General features: G+C 59.7%; 14 protein-coding genes and 1 pseudogene. 6 read left to right on the top strand and 9 right to left on the bottom strand.

The features are described from left to right. The first annotated feature begins 338 nt into the window (after positions 1-338). The gene (locus MCRY_RS23570) at positions 339-2564 is read left to right on the top strand and encodes an AAA family ATPase (RefSeq protein ID WP_085633616.1); all 2226 of its coding nucleotides are present in this window, start codon (positions 339-341) and stop codon (positions 2562-2564) included. Here the strand turns inward: MCRY_RS23570 and MCRY_RS21220 are convergent. From MCRY_RS21220 to MCRY_RS21195, 6 genes and pseudogenes are all read right to left on the bottom strand, one after another. Next, positions 2487-3132 (bottom strand): annotated as a pseudogene (locus MCRY_RS21220) (transposase); the annotation flags it as partial. The gene MCRY_RS23570 and the pseudogene MCRY_RS21220 sit on opposite strands and share 78 nt — an antisense overlap. A 196-nt stretch (positions 3133-3328) precedes the next feature. Next, positions 3329-4969 (bottom strand): recombinase family protein, encoded by a 1641-nt coding sequence (locus MCRY_RS21215; protein WP_085633614.1) that lies wholly within the window; start codon positions 4967-4969, stop codon positions 3329-3331. Next, entirely contained in the window at positions 4966-5703 is a 738-nt protein-coding gene (locus MCRY_RS21210) for a site-specific integrase (protein WP_176234548.1), read from the bottom strand. The genes MCRY_RS21215 and MCRY_RS21210 overlap by 4 nt, the downstream gene beginning before the upstream one ends. Before the next feature lie 305 nt (positions 5704-6008). After that, the gene (locus MCRY_RS21205; protein ID WP_217808256.1) at positions 6009-7427 is read right to left on the bottom strand and encodes a site-specific integrase; all 1419 of its coding nucleotides are present in this window, start codon (positions 7425-7427) and stop codon (positions 6009-6011) included. Between the two features lie 452 nt (positions 7428-7879). Then, the gene (locus tag MCRY_RS21200; RefSeq protein ID WP_085633608.1) at positions 7880-8083 is read right to left on the bottom strand and encodes a MerR family transcriptional regulator; all 204 of its coding nucleotides are present in this window, start codon (positions 8081-8083) and stop codon (positions 7880-7882) included. Between the two features lie 225 nt (positions 8084-8308). Continuing rightward, positions 8309-9277: a hypothetical protein gene (locus MCRY_RS21195; protein ID WP_085633606.1), complete on the bottom strand. Its 969-nt coding sequence runs from the start codon at positions 9275-9277 to the stop codon at positions 8309-8311. 1033 nt (positions 9278-10310) lie between these two features. Here MCRY_RS21195 and MCRY_RS21190 point away from each other — a divergent pair. Next, a complete protein-coding gene (locus MCRY_RS21190) occupies positions 10311-10628 on the top strand; it encodes a type I restriction-modification system subunit M N-terminal domain-containing protein (protein WP_085633604.1) in 318 nt (105 codons plus the stop codon). Positions 10629-10682: 54 nt separating this feature from the next. On the opposite strand, the gene tnpC is transcribed toward MCRY_RS21190, so the two are convergent. From tnpC to tnpA, 3 genes are all read right to left on the bottom strand, one after another. Then, positions 10683-12362: an IS66 family transposase gene (tnpC, locus tag MCRY_RS21185; RefSeq protein WP_085633602.1), complete on the bottom strand. Its 1680-nt coding sequence runs from the start codon at positions 12360-12362 to the stop codon at positions 10683-10685. Positions 12363-12425: 63 nt separating this feature from the next. Beyond that, positions 12426-12779, bottom strand: coding sequence for an IS66 family insertion sequence element accessory protein TnpB (gene tnpB / locus MCRY_RS21180; protein ID WP_139834150.1), 354 nt, complete (start codon positions 12777-12779; stop codon positions 12426-12428). Beyond that, the gene (gene tnpA / locus MCRY_RS21175) at positions 12776-13237 is read right to left on the bottom strand and encodes an IS66-like element accessory protein TnpA (protein WP_085633618.1); all 462 of its coding nucleotides are present in this window, start codon (positions 13235-13237) and stop codon (positions 12776-12778) included. The genes tnpB and tnpA overlap by 4 nt, the downstream gene beginning before the upstream one ends. Before the next feature lie 136 nt (positions 13238-13373). Between tnpA and MCRY_RS21170 the strand changes: the two genes are divergently transcribed. The 4 genes from MCRY_RS21170 to MCRY_RS21155 form a co-directional block, all read left to right on the top strand. Next, the gene (locus MCRY_RS21170; protein WP_217808255.1) at positions 13374-14588 is read left to right on the top strand and encodes an N-6 DNA methylase; all 1215 of its coding nucleotides are present in this window, start codon (positions 13374-13376) and stop codon (positions 14586-14588) included. Further along, a complete protein-coding gene (locus tag MCRY_RS21165; protein WP_085633598.1) occupies positions 14585-16093 on the top strand; it encodes a type I restriction-modification system subunit M in 1509 nt (502 codons plus the stop codon). Before MCRY_RS21170 ends, MCRY_RS21165 begins: the two co-directional genes overlap by 4 nt. Beyond that, a complete protein-coding gene (locus MCRY_RS23040; protein ID WP_176234546.1) occupies positions 16086-17267 on the top strand; it encodes a restriction endonuclease subunit S in 1182 nt (393 codons plus the stop codon). The genes MCRY_RS21165 and MCRY_RS23040 overlap by 8 nt, the downstream gene beginning before the upstream one ends. A 7-nt stretch (positions 17268-17274) precedes the next feature. Beyond that, positions 17275-19079, top strand: a 1805-nt coding sequence (locus MCRY_RS21155; RefSeq protein ID WP_139834149.1) for a type I restriction endonuclease subunit R, incomplete at its 3' end; no start/stop codon positions are given.

The raw sequence follows: 19079 nt of genomic DNA, 5'->3' as shown, positions 1-19079 counted from the left end.
GAAGTTTATCCACATAATTCTGGGCCGAGGTTTCTCGAGAAGGGTGATCTTTCTCTCCTGCCGGGGTATATCTGCTGCATGCGCGCCGCAGGTGGCGCTTCCCGGAAACAAGCCCCACACAGGTCAAGTGCGGGAAGGAGAGACCGTGACGCATCCGTGCGAACAGGAAAGACATGCCGCGGTAGCGGAGAGGAAAGTGCTCAGCTTGGCGTATACGCCGGAGATCATTGAGTGCAAGCGTGCGGCGGTTTGCAGGGGAAGCGGCGCGTTGGCCATCCTCCCCCGGGCATCGCGATGCGGGGTCGTATCGCCTTTTACTTTTACATCCGGAGATCGACATGAAGACAAATGATCATTTGTCGTCCGCCCACGCGCCGCTGCCCGGCAGTCCCTCTGTCGCTCATCGCAGCAATGCGACAGGCGAGCGCGAGGGGATGCTCCAGCCCACCCACACGGCAGCTTCCCTCGATTGGCAGATCCTCGCAACGCGTTTGTTTGCCATGATCGGCGAGGCGCATTGGGCGGGCCAGTACATTCAGCTGCCTGCAACAGTTGGGGACACGCACCGCCTTGCGTCCACGTTAGCGGATTTTGAAGATCCCGCAACAAAAGCCCAAGCGCCCCAGGAGAAGTGCTGGCGGTGGTACCCGACGACGCTGCTCGCAGTGCTACGGATTGCCCGCACCTTTGGGACCGAGGCCGCGTTACAAGCGCGCTTTGCCCGCCCGTCACAAGTGCTGCTGGTGCAGACCGGACAGAGTGGCCTCGAAGACGCGCTGGACAAAACCCTGCACGCGATCACGGCAGCGGTCGCGTACTTGACTGTTCTCGAGCATCACACGACGATCCTGTCGGCGGCCGATGCGGTGCCCTCTGGAACGCCGAAAGCGCGTCGTCCATTCTTGGGATTGTCGAATAGCGTGTATGACATTTTCTTGGGGACGACCTCGCTGGTGTTGTTGGCGCCTGTCGCCGCGTTGGTCCCCAAACCTGTCCAAGATCTGCGGCCGGAAGTCGTGACGCTTGCGCCCATTGACGCGGACATCCTAAGGGCGGCGTTGCATCTGCATTATTTCGTCGGACCCGATCAAGACCTGTGCCTTACTGTTGTACATGAACTGAAGGACACGTCGGGCCTGTCGGATCTTCCCCTGTCGCGGCTCAGTGTGGAGGCTTTCATTCTGGCCTTGCGCGCGCCAGATGCAGCTGGCGCTATTGCGCAGATCCGTACCGCACTGTCCCCTGCTCGGAGTGGCACGGGGACGCTCGCCGACTTCCCGCTGCCGGCACCTGTGCGCCAGACATTTCAGCAGATGATCGCCGACCTGCGTGCGTGGTCGAACGGGGCACTGCCGTGGTCGGAGGTGACGCGTGGCCTGCTTCTCGAGGGCCCTCCCGGCTGCGGCAAGACCGAGCTTGCGCGTCTGGTCGGCCAGGAAGCTGGACTGTCAGTTGTGGCGGGATCGCTGGGGAAATGGTCATCTGAGGGCGCACGCGCGAGCGAAGTGTTCAAAGCGATGCATGGGTCTTTCAGCAAGGCTGCAGAACAAGCGCCTGCGATCTTGTTGATTGACGAGCTGGATGCTTTTGGCGACCGGGCACGCGCACCAGACCATAATTCGTCATACACAGACCATATCGTCACCTCGCTGCTTGAATTGTTGGATGGTTTCGACGAGAGGGAAGGCGTTGTTATCTTGGGCGCGACCAATCATCTGTGGAAAATAGACGCCGCGATCCGTCGTCCCGGGCGGTTTGATAAGGTGCTGCAGCTTAGCCACCCGTCGCATGAGATGCTGCCTCAGGCGCTTCGGTGGCACCTGGGGTCGGACTTGCCGGATATGGACCTGAGCGCAATCGCGAAGGCTGCACTTGGTATGTCAGGCGCGGATATCGCGGTTCTGGTCCGGTCAGCGCGCGCGATCGCACGGGGGGAGCGGCGGGCCATGATTGAAAGCGATCTGATGAGTGCATTTACCGCGCTGCGTCCTCCACTGCCCCCTGCTCTGCGCTGGCGGGTTGCACTCCACGAGGCCGGACACGCCATTGTCGCAACGGCAACGTCCGGCGCGCAACCCCGGATGCTCACGATCCAAAGCTATGGCGGCGAGATGCGCGCAAAGCCCGCAGAGACGACGAACACGAGGGCGGCGCTTGAGGCGCAGATCGCCATCGGTCTCGCGGGTCGAGCCGCTGAAGTGCTGGTTCTGGGGGCGCCGTCTGGTGGTGCAGGTGGTGATGATGGAAGCGATCTTGCGAAAGTCACGCGGATTGCGGCGGAGATGGAAGAGAGCCTCGGTCTGGGAGAAACGCTGGTCTACCTCGGCACTGATGACCGCGCCGCAGACCGCCTGCGCTTCGACGCCCGGCAGCGCGAGATTGTCGAGGGCCGTCTGTCGCGCGGCCACGCTCGCGCGCGACAGATTCTTGAAGCGAATCGGATGATCCTCGAGCGTCTGGCTTGCGCCCTCTACGCGTCAGGGGTTCTTGAGGGTGAGGCCCTCGGGACGATTCTGGAGCAGGTCAGAGGGGAAATGGCCTCGACCAACCTGCGCCGCCAGTAGTGGCGCCTTGCTGGCGCAGTTGAACCCCGGCCTCTTGAGCCAGGGCAACGATCTTGGCGCGTGCTTTCTCGTAGAGCCGCGCGTCGGTGGGATAGGCGATGTTCTTTTCCATGACGGTTGTATCAACGGACACGCGCGACAGACTGTCATCGTCCACAACGCCGCTTGAGCGCCCGGCCTCGATGGTTTTCGTCAGCAGCCACTCGGCCCCTTCATCGCCGATCCGGTCGCGCCATCGGCTGAGGGAAGACGGGTGGATCGGGGGCTGATGCTGGAAGAAGATCTCCCCCGTGAAATGCTGAAAGTATGGGTTCTCAACCCAGCGGGCGACAACGGCTTCATCGGACAGGCGATGCAGATGTTGAAGATACATCAGGCCCGCCACCAGCCGCGGCTGTGTCGCCGGGCGGCCGGTTCCTGACGGAAAGAAACCGGCCCATTCCCGCTCGAAGAACTCCCAATCGATCAACGCGGCCAACTTCACCAGTTCGTGGCGCATATCGATCAAGTCAACGAGGCGCGGGCGCAGAAGATCATCTTGTTCAGGCGGGCGATTACGATGTTTCATGGCAGGATCAAATTGCAGGGTTTTCAATGCAATAGTACAAAACCTTGCAATTCATGACCACTTAAATCATCGTTTAATCATTCATTATCAACAGCTTGTGCGTTGTTCAGGACGGACTGAATAGCATCGTATTTTCAAATGCTTGCATGGCAAGTCATTGATTTCAAATGGCAAGCTTAACTCAAAGGGTTTTGGCTCATAACCTGAAGGTCGTAGGTTCAAATCCTACCCCCGCAACCACTTTCACCGAACAAACATCGATACCAGTCCCGGCACCCGCCTGGGCGGCATCAAGCATGGCGGTCAAAGCCCCCTCCAGTTCCAATACAATGTTCTCATCATCATGGTGGACGACCACCTGTGCGATGAGGCCACGTATCGTGTCCAGTGCCTGTTCCCGGATGCTCGGATCTGCGAGCGACGCGGTAAGATCCTCGACCTTGCGCTTGTAGAGCGCAGACAGATTGGGATGCAGACGCACGGGTGCCGGTGGTGGGGAGGCCAGCTTGGATTGCAGGTCAGACTTATGCGCCTCAAGGTCTTCAAGCTGTGCGAGAAGACCCGGTGTGCGCAACCCGTCGGCGATCGCCTCGTAAAGACCGCTCAGTTTGTTCGTGACGCGTTCAAGGTCGCGCTCCACGCCTCTGCGAGCCTTGTCCTGTCCGGCACGGACCTGATTTGTGCCGCGCGTGACCGCATCGATGAAGGCTGCAACGGCCTCCGGCACCATGAGACGGTCTTTGAGCAGATCAAGGATCGCGTCTTCCAGTACCTCACGCTTGAAAGACCTGTTCTCTTTGCAGGTTCTCAACTTGCGCGCATTTGAACACGCAACGTAATCGCGGCCGATCGAGGCAAAACCACCTCCGCAGGCGCCGCAGGTCAGCAGGCCGGTCAGAAGGTGTTTCTTGCGCCGCTTCTCCCAGAACCGGCTGGCCTTGATGCCCTGTACTGCGGGAGTCGCATCAATGTCTTCCTGCCGCGCCTTCACCTTGTCCCACAGGTCGCTGTCGATGATGCGCAGCTGCGGCACATCCGTGATAATCCATTCTTCGCGCGCGTTCATGCGGGAGACCCGCTTGCCCGTCTCGGGATCCTTGACGTAGCGCAGCCGGTTCCAGACCAGGCGGCCGATATAAAGTTCATTGTTCAGAATCCCAGTACCGCGCTGGCGATGCCCGCGGATCGCCGAGTCGCGCCAGAGCTTGCCGCGAGGACCAGCGATGTGATCGTCATTCAGACCATGTGCAATGGCCTTGGGTGATTTGCCGCTAGCGAACTCTTCGAAGATGCGGCGCACAATGCCCGATTCCTCGGGATTGATCGCGCGTTCGCCGCGCTCAGGCTCACCTGCCTCGTTGACGACGCGCACGACGTTGTAGCCATACGCGTTGCCGCCGCCAGATCGCCCGGCTTCCACACGCCCGCGCAAGCCGCGATGGGTCTTGGCAGCCAGATCCTTGAGGAACAGCTGGTTCATTGTGCCTTTGAGGCCGACATGCAGTTCGTTGATCTCGCCTTCCGCCAACGTAACCACACGCACCCCATAAAACGTGAGGCGTTTGAACAGGGTGGCAATGTCTGCCTGATCTCGGCTGATGCGATCAAGTGCCTCGGCAAGGACGATGTCAATCTGGCCCTTCTCTGCGGCCGTGACCAGGCTTTGAAGCCCGGGGCGGTGCATTGACGCCCCGGAAATTGCCATGTCAGAATAGGTCTCAGTAATGGTCCACCCTTCGCGCCCAGCCCGCTCGATGCACAGACGCGCCTGATCTTCGATGGACCGTTCGCTCTGCATCGTTGTCGAAAAACGGGCGTAGATCGCGGTACGGATCATCGTGTCTGTCCTTCCTTGAGTGTAGCGAGGAGGGCGGCATAGTCGCGCCCGGCCTCGATCGTCTTTGCGTGATTGTAATGCCGTTCGGCGGTTTTGTCAGAAGAATGCGACAAAATCGGGCGGATCAAGGTCGCGGCTTGTGGTGAGTGGCGCGCCAACGTGGTGGCGGCAGCGTCGCGGAAGAGATGCGGGGAAATACGAATCCCAAGCATACGTTCTGTGCCGTTTTTCACCGCCGGTGCGACCGCGCTATAGCCTAAGGGGAATCCTTTGCGATCTACCCAAAGAGCATCATGGCGCGTTGCCCCCCGTTCGAGAAGAAAGGGTCGAGCATCCTGCAAATAACGGTTCAATGCCGGCATGACAGCGCCTGGGATCTCCGCCTCCCAAGGAACACCGCATTTGGTCAGGCTGGCCGGAAGGGCAAGCGTGGCTGTGTTGTCGTTGAAGAAAATTGATTCTCCAATCCGAAGGCCAATCAGCGCGCGACGACGAATGGGCAGCAATGCCAGGAGGGCAATGATGGCGCCATCCCGAATGTGGATGGCGCGCCAGATGGGGCTGCGCGCCTCATTGGCAGCTACGAGAGCGAGGTTCAGTCCGGCATCCAGCAGCACGTTGCTGGACAGGATTTTGCCCTTCTTGCGCGTTTGCGCGCCGCGTCCGGCTTGTTTCTTGAGCCTTGCACGCAGTGTGCGGTGCGCCGACCAATCGCGTTCCGGGTTTGCAGCCATCAGAACGCGCAGGAGACCGTCGATAAAGGCGAGGCGCGTCATCGGGGCCGTGTGATCCAGTGCGACGAGCCACGCCTTAATGCGATCCAGCGTTGCGCGTTGCGGTGGTGACACGTCAAGCGCGTGGGGTTCGTTCGCCCGCAGCCATGATAGCCACCGACCATAGCGTGGTTCGAGCGACATTTGCGTTGTCCGACGCACGTGGGCCATTTGGCCTTGTCCATCAAGAAGATCGCCTTTCGCGAACAGGGCCTTCCACATGGCGCTGTCGGCGTCGGGCCATTCGGTTCTCGGTAGTACGAGCCTCATCCGCTGTATCCTTTACGCAGATCCGACACGAGATCGGAAAACGCTTTTGTTGCGCTGGTGACTTCAAGGCCAGAATACAAATTGATGGTATGGCTCAGGTCGGAATGGCCCAGAAGGCGGCGCGCAACCTCATACCCACCTGGGTTTGCATCCAGCCAGTTCATAACCGCGAAATGTCGAAACAGGTGCGCGTTTACTTCCAAACCTGTTTCCTTGCGGATTCGCTTGGAAATACGGCTCGACAATTCCGATGGTCCGATAGACGCGGAACCGTCCCTTTTTGAGAAGAGGAATTGTGTGCCTGCGGGGCAACGATACGGACAGCGTGTCGCGAGGTGTTTGTCGAGCAGAACCACGACGTCTGCCGGCAGCGCGAACTCCATGGATCGACCTGTTTTGGTGTCCTCCTCTTCGAGCACCAGGAAAACGCGTCCGTCGCCGGGACGCTGGATATGCTTGCCGAGGTCAATACCCGCAAGGCTACCGACGCGGATCGGGCAGACAAGCAGGATCGCGATGGCCAGCGCATCCTCACGTGCCAGCGCGTTCATCTTCGCGCGCTGAGCCGTGGAGCAGTACTTGGAGAACAGATGCTCGGGCAGCGTCAGCAACCGGTTTTTGTGTCGGGGATCCTGCAAGACACGCAGGCGCGCACGGCTGCGCTCGGTCATCCCGTTTTGAGCCGGTTGCGCGACCTTTTTGGCAAGACTTGCAAGCGCATCCCGGTGGTCTTCCGGTAGTCCCGTAAGTCGTGCCAAGTTGCGCAGGAGGGCAGCAGTCTGGCTGATGTCACGATTTGTGACCCCATCGTTCCGCCTGAGCATTTGGCGCAAACCTTGCTTCGCATTCCAGGGATCGAGGACCACTTGCAGCGAGTTGATAGTTTCCACGGCAATGCCGCTATTTGCCAGATGGGACGCGAAGCGCATGATCTGATGCCGGTACTGCTTAATCGTCGCCGGTCTGCGCGGTGTGGACGGCGCCGCGTCGTCGAACGGGTCCGGCTTCGCCAACTTGTTCAGCACTGTTTCGACGTCATCGGTAAAGCTGACTGGAAACGCGGATTCGTCGAGCGCGATCCGCACAGCGCGGCGTGGCAGCGAAAGCCGCATCGACGGCCATTCGGCGAGACGCTCGCCGGCGAGGTTCCAGCCATTCACCGCAGCCCTGTAGGCCGTGTCGGGATCCTTGCTGATCTCGTTGATCACAAGTGCTTCGCGATACGCAGTTGCATGTTCATCGCAGACATTCGTCGGGTGCACGCCCATGCGATTGAGAAAGTGGATGAACCGGCGCAGCGCGGTCGGAAGTGTTTTGTCCCCGGAGATGAGAACCTCATCCCACAGCGGGCCCCAGAACCGATCGAGGTCTTCCGCGCGTCGGCTGCGACGCTCAACGATCCCGAAATGCGCCATCGCAGACCGTGCGTTGCTCACCGCGTTCTGCCATGTCTTGGGCTTCATTCCGATCATCGCCGCATTGATCTTTGAAAGACGCGGTTGCAGCCAGCGACCGTCGCAGGGAATGTCATCTTCCGGAAGGCCAAGCGCATCGGCGACACGCCGCAGGCCGGAGATCATGTCGCGCTTGCGCGTATCACTCAGCTTGGGCGCATTGGGCAGTCGTTTGATCAGGCGCCCGAAGCTCGGAGTGTCTACGGGTATGAAAGCTTGATCGAGCGGGATCGGCATGTGGAGGGTCATCGGGAAGGGCTCCTTGTGGTCATCGTTGGTCTCGGGTGGACACGCGTGGTCAGAGCGCCCGATTCGGGAAAACCATAGCATGTAAAATCCGCAATTTTACTGGATGCCCTTTTCCCGAAAAATTACAAAGCATTGACTTTAATGGACAAAAATGGACGCGCGTCCTACCACTTCACGCGGCGGCGATAGGCTTCGTGCTGGGCTGGATGGATGCGGATCAAGCGGCCACCTGGGCCAACACGCAAAACTTCCAGAAGACCTGCCGAGATGGCGCGGCGCACTGTCTTCTCCGACACATTGTCTTCGAGCGCGACCTGCTTGACGGTCTTGAGCGGCACACTCGTTTCAGTTTTCACATTCTGCGGCATCGTCTTGGTTCTCCGTGGTTGATTGCGCTTCGCTATCGGTACACCACTCGCGCGCGGCCGCTTCTCCAAGCAGTCGCGCCAAAGCCAAAACGGCCTCGTCGACAGCAGTCGTGTTCGATGCTGTCCTGGCGTTTGACGTATTGCTAATGGGCGTGCGTGGCATGCCCTGACCATCGCAGGACGAAAGGTCAGGCTACCAAGTGCATTGCTTTGTCAGTGCACTTCTTATGGGGCTTTGAGGGAATCGTCTTTGAGCCGTCGGGCAATTCGTGCGCGGACCGATTCAATGTCCGACTTCGCAGTGTGACCGCTGTAGGTTTGAGCATGTCCAGTCACGATCTGCATGACGTCTTGCAGTAGTTTGATCAATCGGCCAGTTCGAACCGTGGACTTGCCGACGTCGCGGTTGGACACGTCGCTCCATCGTCCCCCTTCGTCTCGCGACGTATATGTGAGAGACCATCCCGCGTCAGTTGCGATGTAGCAGACCTGTTCGACAACCAGCAGCCGCCGGGCATCCGAGAGCGCGCCGAGGTTGTCGGCGACGAGGATGTGGCGGGCCGCTTCGAAAGGCAGCGCGAACCTTTCCTCGGACGCAAGAGTCGGCTGATCATCAAGGTCGCTGATGGCCACCCGTGCGGCGCTCTCATCCTCGTCTTCGGAAGAAATCTGCAATTTACCCTGTGCAAAGCGGTTCGTGCTCGGCGCTGACTTTACAGATCGCGAAAATTGACCTGCATCCCCGTTTGCATCTGCTTGAGGGCTGTCCGCCGACGGTTTTGCTGGTTCTTCCAACGCCGCCACGAAAAAGGGCAGGGCGAGCGCATCAAAGATTGCGTTGATCTCGCCCGGGCTCATCAGGATCGGTCGCGTTCGCAGCCGCTCTCCGGTCGCCCAGCCTTGAATCCGGTTGATGACTTTGGACCGAGAAATCCTGACGCGCGGCACCTCGCTATCCGTGTCCAGCGCATTGCCGACCAAAATCGACAATTCTTCGACCAGTTCATTGGGAAGATCGTGGCGCTCAGCCAAGTCATTTTTTTGTTGAGAGGAAAAGATACCGCGTTCAGCATAGTCTGTCAGTTGGAGCGAATAATCCTGAGTCTTCACACCGTGCATCGACAGAAACACGGAATGGTCTGCGAAGCCCTCTTCGAGCGACCTCAGCACGTCCTTGAGCACCTTGCTGACCATAATCGACCTGCTCCTGAAAAATGCTGTTTGCTGGCCGCTAAATGTAGAGACGCGGAAAACAATTGTCGAACCTGCTCTCGGCTGTGGGCGGAGGTTAATTTGCTATGAAATGAGTGCGCTTCGGCTCCGTCGTGCCAAGCCGCCGTACCTTGGACCAATATTCCCGTTAGCAACCCGCTAAAAAAACTGAGCGAGTGCGCAGAGCAGTCATGAAATCGCTCTCAAGCGTTTGGGCCGCACGGGCGATCGCATGGCTGCACATTCATCTGTTGTGCAAGGCAATGCACTTCGTGTCGACGCAAAAACTCGGAGATTTGTACAGGCGCGTCCTGCCAGTCAGGGCGTCGCTCGTGCTCCGGTTTACACCCGCTGCTTCTCCCGCGCCAGCGTCTCCAAAGAGCAGTGGCCACGGTTTGTCTGTGCACCGGCCAACAAGTCACAGGCTATGACCCGGGGACTACCCCACCCCGCGCCAAGGCGGCTCCTTCTGGCCTGGCGCAGAAACGCGATAACGGAACCCACCGGCCAGAGAGATCGTCCTGTGACGACTTGATGGATCGGGGACCGCGGATGCCCAAAGCGGCGAAAAGCGGGGCAGGTGAGAAGCCTGCGGGGAAGCGGTTGGCCACCGAAAAAAGGCATCGCGTGGATACGGGTCAAACGAAGGGCCTTCCCCTGCAAGCGGGGGGAAGGAACGGGGGCCGGATATTGTCTGATGGAATATCGACTAAATGTTGTTGAGAGTCGAAAGCAGCTTTGGCCTGTCTAGCGAGTTCCAGAAACATGGCTTCATCTATGGCAATGTTTCTGGTTGATAAAGCCGCGTTCGCGCCACTAGGCTCAACTTACTAGCCGTGGCGAATGTGAGTATCTCTTACCGTAGTCTGGTCAAGCAAAGATTACTGAGGATTTACAGGCATATGGAAGTTGCGAGGCTAACCGCCAAACAGATTTTGATCGAGAGAATTCGTTATGGTATTGGAACTCGAAAGGCGATGATATTCGGAGCCGTGACCACTATTTGTGTGACTTTATGACTGCGAACACGAGCCAAAAGGGCAATGGCGCTCGCAGAACTAGGTCGGCGGGTCTCGCAGAACTCAAGTCAGCTCTGTGGGACGCAGCCAATACACTACGGGGTTCGGCGGTCGATCGGACAGACTGGAAGGGCTACATCCTCCCACTCCTGTTCTTCAAGCGCATCTCCGATGTTTGGGATGAAGAGACTGCTGAGGCCCAAGAGATCTATGGCGACGCCGACCCTTCACTGTTCCCCGAAATCCACCGCTTTGTCGTTCCCGAAGGTTGCCACTGGAACGATGTACGGTATGCGCCGTCCCCGTCCCATTGAAATTGTTGATCGTGGCCTGTTGACCGATTTCTGGGGAGTTCTTTCGTGAGCTCATCAGGGAGTCACGGATGAGCTCACGTCTTCTGATTTGGCGGCGTAGGCCCAAGGCATCAGGGCGTCGATGTCTTTGTCGAGATGGCCGCAGGCAAGTTTGGTGAACAAGTCGACGAGGTAGGCGTATGGTTCGACGCCGTTCATCCGGCAGGTTCCAATCAGGCTGGCAAACCGGGACCAACTTCTTGCCCCGGCATCGTGACCGGCAAAAAGCGCGTTGCGGCGCGTCATGGCCGGACTTCTGATCGCGTTCTCGACGAGATTGGAATCCATGTCGACATGGCCATTCTCCAGAAACAGACGAAAGCCCTCTTGGCGGCGGACCATGTAGGCCAGCGCCTTGCCCAGATCGGATTTGCGCGAGACGCGGCCGGCTTGCGCGATCAGCCAGGCGAAGAATTCGTCAACCAGTGGGCGTGACCGTTCCTGCCGGACAGCGCGGCGGTCATCCGGCGGCAGTCCACGAATATCTGCCTCAACCCGGTAGATCGCGGCGATGCGCAGCAGGGCTTCGTCGATGATGGGTGAGCCGGATTTGGGTTGTGCCTTGATCAAGGCGCGGCGCCCATGGGCCCAGCAGTAGGCCAATTTCAACGGCTTGCCGCCCGTCCGCTTGGACGTGCCAAGAGCGGTATAGCCGCCATAGGCATCGACTTGAATGGTTCCGTTGAACCCGTCGAGGATTTCTGCGGCATACTCGCCGCTCCGCCCGGGGCGATAGTGAAACACCACACCGGGCGGCGCGGGGCCATTCCATCCGCGATCGTCCCGCAGCACGGCCCAAAAATACCCGGTCTTGGTTTTGCCCCGTCCAGGATCAAGCACGGGCGCTGTTGTTTCGTCGACATAGAGCCGCGTGCTGCCTTTCAGCAGGACCGATGCCATGTGCTCCACCACCGGTTCGATCAGCGCCCCGGTGCGGCCCATCCAGTCTGACAGCACCGAGCGATCCATCGGCAGACCATTGCGCGCCATGGCGACAGCCTGACGGTTCAAGGGAGTGAAGTCGCAGAATTTGGCAACCGCAACCTGGGCCAGCAGCCGTTCGGTTGGCCAGCTGTTTTCCAGCAGGTGTGCAGGTGCCTTGGCCTGCACCACCCCGGCACGCCCCTTGGGACAAGCGTATTTGGGTCGGATCGTCACGATGACCTGATACTTGGCCGGAATGTAGTCGAGCCGTGCCGACCGGTCCTCGCCGATCTTGACCATGTCGCCGCAGCCGCAGGGGCAAAGGATGCTGTCAGGCTCAATGACGCGTTCGACCCGCGGCAATCCTTCGGGCAGGGTGCGGGGCTTGCGCGGTTTGCGGGGCTTTTTGTCCTTGTCGAGCTGGTCAATCTTGTCCTGAACGGCGTCTATCTTTTCCTGTGTCTCGGCGATGGCGATTTCTTGATCTTCGAGCGCCAGTTCCAGCTGATCGGAGTTCAGTTTTTCTGATTTCGGCCCAAACTTGGTTCGCCGATGGTCGGCTACCTGACTTTCCAGCTTCTCGACCAGCGCCTTCAGTTCGGTGATGAAGGTGTCTTTCTCAGCGCCAACAGCCTGCTCATGTTGCCGCGCCGCGCGCTCGACCGCGGCTTCGAACTGCGCCGTTTCAAGCGCAGCTTGCTGCGCCTCAAAGGCCGTCACGACCTCGGGCGGCAGACCTGGAAACTGGCGAATATCGAACGGTTCTGACATGGGCTTTTCTACCTTGAACAGGAAGAAAAGCCCAATAAAACAACGTCAAAATCAGGCGCTGAGTCACCCTGCCGCAGCAGGCGCCACAACCGGTTTTGCCACCATCCGCCGCCAATCCAGACCTTCGAACAAAGCCTCATATTGGGCACGGGACATATGCATGATCCCGTCCTGAATCTGCGGCCATACGAAATTGGAAACTTCCAATCGCTTGTAGATCAGAACAAGCCCGGTTCCATCCCAGACCAGGATCTTCAACCTGTCCCCACGTTTGGAGCGGAACACCACCGTCACACCTGAATGCGGATCGAGCCCCAGCTCATTCTGCACCGTCGCGGCCAACCCATCGTGACCCCGCCGGAAATCCACCGGCTTCGTCGCGATCACGATTGGCAGCCGCTGTCCCGCGACAATCACGAGCACCCCCGTAAAGCCTGGATCAGCTGGGCGGCCCGCGCCACATCCATATCGGACGGAACACGCACTACGACATCTCGCCCGATCTCCACCGTCATGTCGCCAGAGCCATCGCCACCTGCAAACGACGCAGCAGCCCCGACTTGGTCCACCTCCGGTTCCATGGCGATCTCCAGCGGGACAAAGGACGGCTCCGGAACTTTGACGGCAGCGGCCTCCGCAGATATCGATGCCATGGCATCAGCAGGCAGCACCAACTTGCCCTCACGTGCCAACCGGCGCCAGGCCGAAAGCTGATGTGGAACAATGTCATGGCGCCGCGCCACATCATTGACCCGCGCCCCGGGCCAGAAACTTTCTACCACAATCCGGGCTTTCACATGATCCGGCCAGCGCCGGTTTCCACGACGCGGCTCAACCACCTCGCACCGACCCACAAATCCGCTTCCATCTGCCATCCGCGCCTCCATCTCAGATGGAAAACCCTTCCCAAAAATCAGACCGAACCGGAATCTGCAAAATCAATGGGACGGGGACGGCGCATACGATGTACGCGAGACCGCGACGAATGTAGGAGCGGGCCTCCACCGTGCGATGCAGGAGATCGAGCGGGCCAACCCAGACACGCTATTCCGCGTCTTCGGCACCGCCGACTGGGGTAACAAAGAGAAGTTCTCGGACGAACTTCTCAAGGATCTGATCGAGGGGTTCTCAGACATCCGGCTCGGTAACAAGGTGGTGAGTACAGATGTCCTCGGTGACGCCTACGAGTACCTTATCGGCAGGTTCGCCGACGTAACCCGGCGCAACAAGGCCGGCGAGTTCTACACCCCGCGTAGCGTCGTGCGGATGATGGTCGAGATCCTCGATCCGCAGGAAGGCGAGAGCATATATGACCCCGCGTGCGGTACCGGCGGCATGCTGCTTGGCGCGATCGAGCATGTCATGCGCAAGGGCGGTGACCCGCGGACCTTCTATGGCAAGATTTACGGCCAAGAAAAAAACCTCACCACGTCCGCCATCGCTCGGATGAATCTGGTCCTGCACGGCATCGAGGACTTCCAGGTCGCCCGCGAAGACACGCTTCGCAGCCCCGCCTTCACGGATTCGAGCACGAGCGGTATCGCCACCTTCGACTGCGTCATCGCGAACCCGCCGTTCTCGCTGAAGGAATGGGGGCGTGAGCTCTGGGAAGCCGATCCCTGGGGACGGGCTCAGTATGGCATCCCTCCCGAGAGCTACGGCGACTATGCCTTTGTCCAGCACATGATCTCGTCGATGGCGCCGACCGGAAACAGCCGGATGGCCGTCGTCCTGCCGCAGGGCGCCCTGTTCCGAAAGTCGGCCGAGGGGACCATCCGTCAGGCGCTGCTTGAGAACGACATGATCGAGGCCGTCATCGGTCTCGCTCCGAACCTGTTCTACGGCACTCAATTGGCTGGTTGCGTCGTCGTTCTGCGGCGCAAAAAGCCGCCAGAGCGCAAGAACAAGGTCCTAATCATAGACGCCTCCAGCCTGTTCCGCAAAGGCCGCGCGCAGAACTTCCTCGACCAGGAGCATAGCGACCAGATCGTCGCGTGGTATCGCGCCTTCGAGGATGTCGAGGATCGTGCGAAGGTTGCCACCATCGACGAGATCAAGAAGGAAGGGTGGACGCTCAACATCTCCCGCTATGTGCTGCCGCCCATCGGCGAGGACATTCCACCGCTGCCCGAGGCCGTCGATGCGTTCAAGACGGCCCTTGCGGATGCGCGGGCAGCCGAAGATCACCTGCGCAAGGTTCTGACCGAGGGAGGCTGGCTGCAATGACCGAACACCTCTCCCAGCGCGAACTCGAAAGCTATCTCTGGGGCGCGGCCACGCTGCTGCGCGGGCTGGTCGATGCCAGTGACTACAAGCAGTACATCTTCCCGTTGATGTTCTTCAAACGCCTCTCCGACGTGTGGGATGAAGACTATCAGGATGCGCTCGACGAAACCGAGGACGAAGGCTACGCGACCGCCACGGCCAATGACCGCTTTGTCATCCCCGAAGGCGCGCATTGGAACGACGTACGCAGCGCGCCAAAGGACGTGGGGCGGGCCATGCTCTCGGCCTTCCTCGCCATCGAGGCGGCTAACCCGGAACGGCTGCAAGGTGTCTTCGGCAACGCCAACTGGACCGACAAGGGCCAGATGCCCGACGCAACACTCAAGAACCTGATCGAGCACTTCTCCAAGCACGACCTCACGCTAGCCGCCGTGCCCGAGGACGAACTCGGCAACGGTTACGAATACCTCATCAAGAAGTTCGCCGACGACAGCGGCCACACCGCGCAGGAGTTCTACACCAACCGCACGCTGGTGCATCTCATGGCGCAGATGCTGGAGCCGCAACCGGGTGACAGCATTTATGACCCGACCTGCGGCACCGGCGGCATGCTGATCTCTTGCCTCGCCGAAGCCAAACGGCGCGGCGGCGACACGCGCACCATCGGCCTTTACGGGCAGGAGCTGATCACCATCACCGCCGCCATTGCGCGGATGAACCTCGTGATCCATGGCGTGTCGGACTTCCACATCGCCAGTGGCAACACGCTCGCCAACCCGGCCTTCGCGGAAGGGGACGCGCTGCGCACCTTTGACGTGGTCCTCGCCAATCCGCCGTACTCCATCAAGAAATGGAACCGCGGCGCGTGGGAGAAGGATGTCTGGGGGCGCAACTTCCTCGGCACCCCGCCGCAGGGGCGCGCGGACTACGCCTTCTTCCAGCATATCCTCAAGGCAATGGACCCCGAAACCGGGCGCTGCGCGATCCTGTTCCCGCATGGCGTGCTCTTCCGCAACGAAGAGGCCGAGATGCGGCGCAAGCTGATCGAGGCCGATCTGGTGGAATGCGTGCTCGGGCTCGGACCGGGGCTGTTCTACAACTCGCCGATGGAGGCCTGCGTCATTCTCTGCCGCAGCAAGAAGCCCGCCGACCGGCAAGGGCGCATCCTGTTCATCGACGCGGTGGCCGAGATCGCGCGCGAACGGGCGCAGAGCTTTCTGCGGCCACAGGATCAGGCGCGCATCCTTGCGGCCTATCAGGAATTCATCGATGTGCCCGGTTTTGCCAGCGTTATCAGCACTGCCGATGTGCTGGCGGCCGAGGGGAACCTGTCCATCGCTCGCTACGTGAAGAAGCCCAAGCCAGAGGTGCCGGTGGGCGAGGCCGTGACCCTGACCGCCGCCTGGGACATCTTCAATGCCGAGGGGCGTGGGTTCTGGACCGGTATGGATGCGCTGGTTGATATGCTCGACGGGCTGGAACCTGCGGAGGACGCCGATGCTTGAGCAGGTGATTTCGAACAAGGCTGGCTGGACCCGTGTGGCGTTTGGCGATGTGGTGCGGTTGTCAAAGCTGCGCGCGAAAGACCCCGAAGCCGAGGGTTATGAGCGCGTCGTGGGGCTGGAGCATATTGAACCCGGCGACCTGCGCATTCGTCGCTGGGCTGATATTGCGGATGGCACGACCTTCACCTCAGTGTTCAAACCGGGTCAGGTTCTGTTCGGCAAGCGCCGGGCCTATCAGCGCAAGGTGGCCGTCGCCGATTTCACAGGGGTCTGTTCAGGGGACATTTATGTTTTGGAGCCTTCCAGCGATGCGCTGATGCCTGAACTTCTGCCCTTCATTTGTCAGACAGATGCGTTCTTCGATCATGCCGTCGGCACGTCGGCCGGATCGCTGTCACCCCGCACGAACTGGAAGAGCCTCGCTGACTTCGAATTCCTGCTGCCTCCCATCCAGGAGCAGGCACGGTTGGTGGAAGTCTGTCTTTCACTCGAAGACAGTCTTAACTCGTTATATGCAGCCAGTGCAGCCGCCCAGGAAGTTCTAAGGGCGATTCTATTCAAAGAAATTCCCCTCGCCGCAAAGGGTGATCTCGGCGAAAAAGAAGCTCGGCGTTTCGGCGACTATGTCGAAATAATCGACCCAAATCCATCTCATCGTTACCCCGAATATTGTGAAGACGGTTACCCGTTGGTTGCCACGCAAGACTTTGATGGTCCAGACGGGTTTGATTATTCTGAAGCGAAGAGAGTCCCGGAAAAGACCTTCTTAGAGCAGAAACGTCGTTGCCGCTTTGAGCCAAAGGACGTCGTTTTTGCGAGAAAGGGCATCCTTGGCCTCTCACGGTTTTATGGCGAGGATGACAAGGCCTTCTCACACACCATTGTAATGATGAAACCGAAGAACGAAGGAATTTCGAGCGATTTTCTTCTCTGGGTGACGCGATCAGACTCATTCATGGCCGAAATTTCTCGCGGAATGAATGCAAACAGTGGTGTCCCAACTTTGGGCGTGGAGTCGCTTGCAAATGCTTTGGTGGCACTGCCTCCCAGAGAACAGCAGGATAATCTGGTCGACCAATTCAATGGCCTTAACGCCGCAATCAAGAATATCGAAACTCGAAGAGAAAAGATCATTGATATGAAAGCACGCATAGTAGCAGGCATCGCTAATTAGGACTGAAATGACTTTCAACGAAGCCAACACCGTCGAAGCCTTCATCCGTGACCGTCTCACTGGCACGAGCGGCCCGACCACCGTCACACCCGGCCTTGCGCGGCAGGGCGGCACGATCTCCGGCCTTGGCTGGCACTTCGTCGGCCCCGCCGACCTGCCGCGCCAATCGCAGGAGGCGCTGGTCGAGCCCTATCTGCGCGATGCCCTGATCCGCCTGAACCCCGACATCGCCGCCAACCCGTCCCGCGTGGACGACGTGCTCTACCGCCTGCGCGCCATCGTCATGAGCGCGCGCTCAGACGGGCTGGTGAAGGCCAACGAGGAATTCGGCGCCTGGATGCTCGGTGAACGCTCCATGCCCTTTGGCGCGAATGGCGAACATGTCACCATCCGCCTGATCGATTTCGACGACATTGAACAAAACAGTTTTGTGGTCACCCAGCAATTCACCTTCCGCGCTGGCAAGACCGAAAAGCGCGCTGATCTGGTGCTGCTGGCCAACGGCCTGCCGGTCGTCCTGATCGAGGCCAAGACACCGGTCCGCTCCAGCCAAAGCTGGCTCGACGCAGCACTCCAGGTCCATGACGATTACGAGAAGAACATACCGGAACTGTTCGTGCCGAACGTCTTCTCTGTCGCCACCGAGGGGAAGGAATACCGCTACGGCTCTGTCCGCATGCCCGTCGATCTGTGGGGCCCGTGGCGGACGGATGAAGATGTGTTGCAGTCGATGGGCGAGGTCGAAAAGGCCGTCACTGACATGCTGCGCCCGGCGATGGTGCTGGACCTGCTCGCCAACTTCACTGCCTTCGCGACGCAGAAGGGCAAGCAGCGCATCAAGATCATCGCCCGCTACCAGCAGGTCGAGGGCGTCAACAAGATCGTCGAGCGCGTCGTCGCGGGCCAGGTGCGCAAAGGCCTGATCTGGCACTTCCAGGGCTCTGGTAAATCGCTGCTGATGCTGTTCGCCGCCCGCAAGCTGCGCCTGCACCCGGCGCTGAAGAACCCGACGGTGCTGGTAGTGGTCGACCGGATCGACCTCGACAGCCAGATCGCCGGCACCTTCTACGCCGCCGATATGGCCAACCTTGTGCGCACCGACAGCCGCAAGGAGCTGGCCGATCTGTTGTCCAAGGATACCAGAAAGGTTGTCATCACCACGATCCACAAATTCGGTGAGGCGGACGGCGTTCTGAATGACCGCGACAACGTCATCGTCTTGGTCGACGAGGCGCACCGCACGCAGGAAGGCGGTCTAGGCCGCAAGATGCGTGAAGCACTGCCAAACGCATTCCTGTTCGGCCTGACCGGCACCCCGATCAACCGCGCGGACCGGAACACGTTCTACGCTTTCGGTGCGGAGATCGACGAGAACGGCTACATGAGCCGCTATGGCCTGAACGACTCGATCCGGGACGGTGCGACGAAAGAGTTGCATTTCGAGCCGCGGCTCGTCGATCTGCATATCGACCAGCAGGCCATAGAGGCGGCCTATGCCGAACTGACCGATGGTCTGACGGACGAGGACAAAGACAAGCTCGGCCGTGCCGCCGCCAAAATGTCGATCCTCGTGAAGGCCCCCGAGCGCATCCGCGCGATCTGTGGCGACATCGCCAAGCACTATCAGGAAAAGGTCGCGCCCAACGGTTTCGGCGCGCAGGTGGTCACCTTCGACCGTGAAAGCTGTCTGCTTTACAAGCAGGAGTTCGACAAGCACCTGCCGCATGAAGCGTCAGATATCGTCATGTCGGTTAACAGCGGAGAGGATCAGTATGCCGCCTACCGGCGCGACAGGGATGCCGAGGAGAAGCT

The sequence above is a fragment of the Marivita cryptomonadis genome (genome assembly GCF_002115725.1).
GTDB classification, from domain to species: domain Bacteria; phylum Pseudomonadota; class Alphaproteobacteria; order Rhodobacterales; family Rhodobacteraceae; genus Marivita; species Marivita cryptomonadis.
This window is presented reverse-complemented; position numbering and strand designations above follow the sequence as displayed.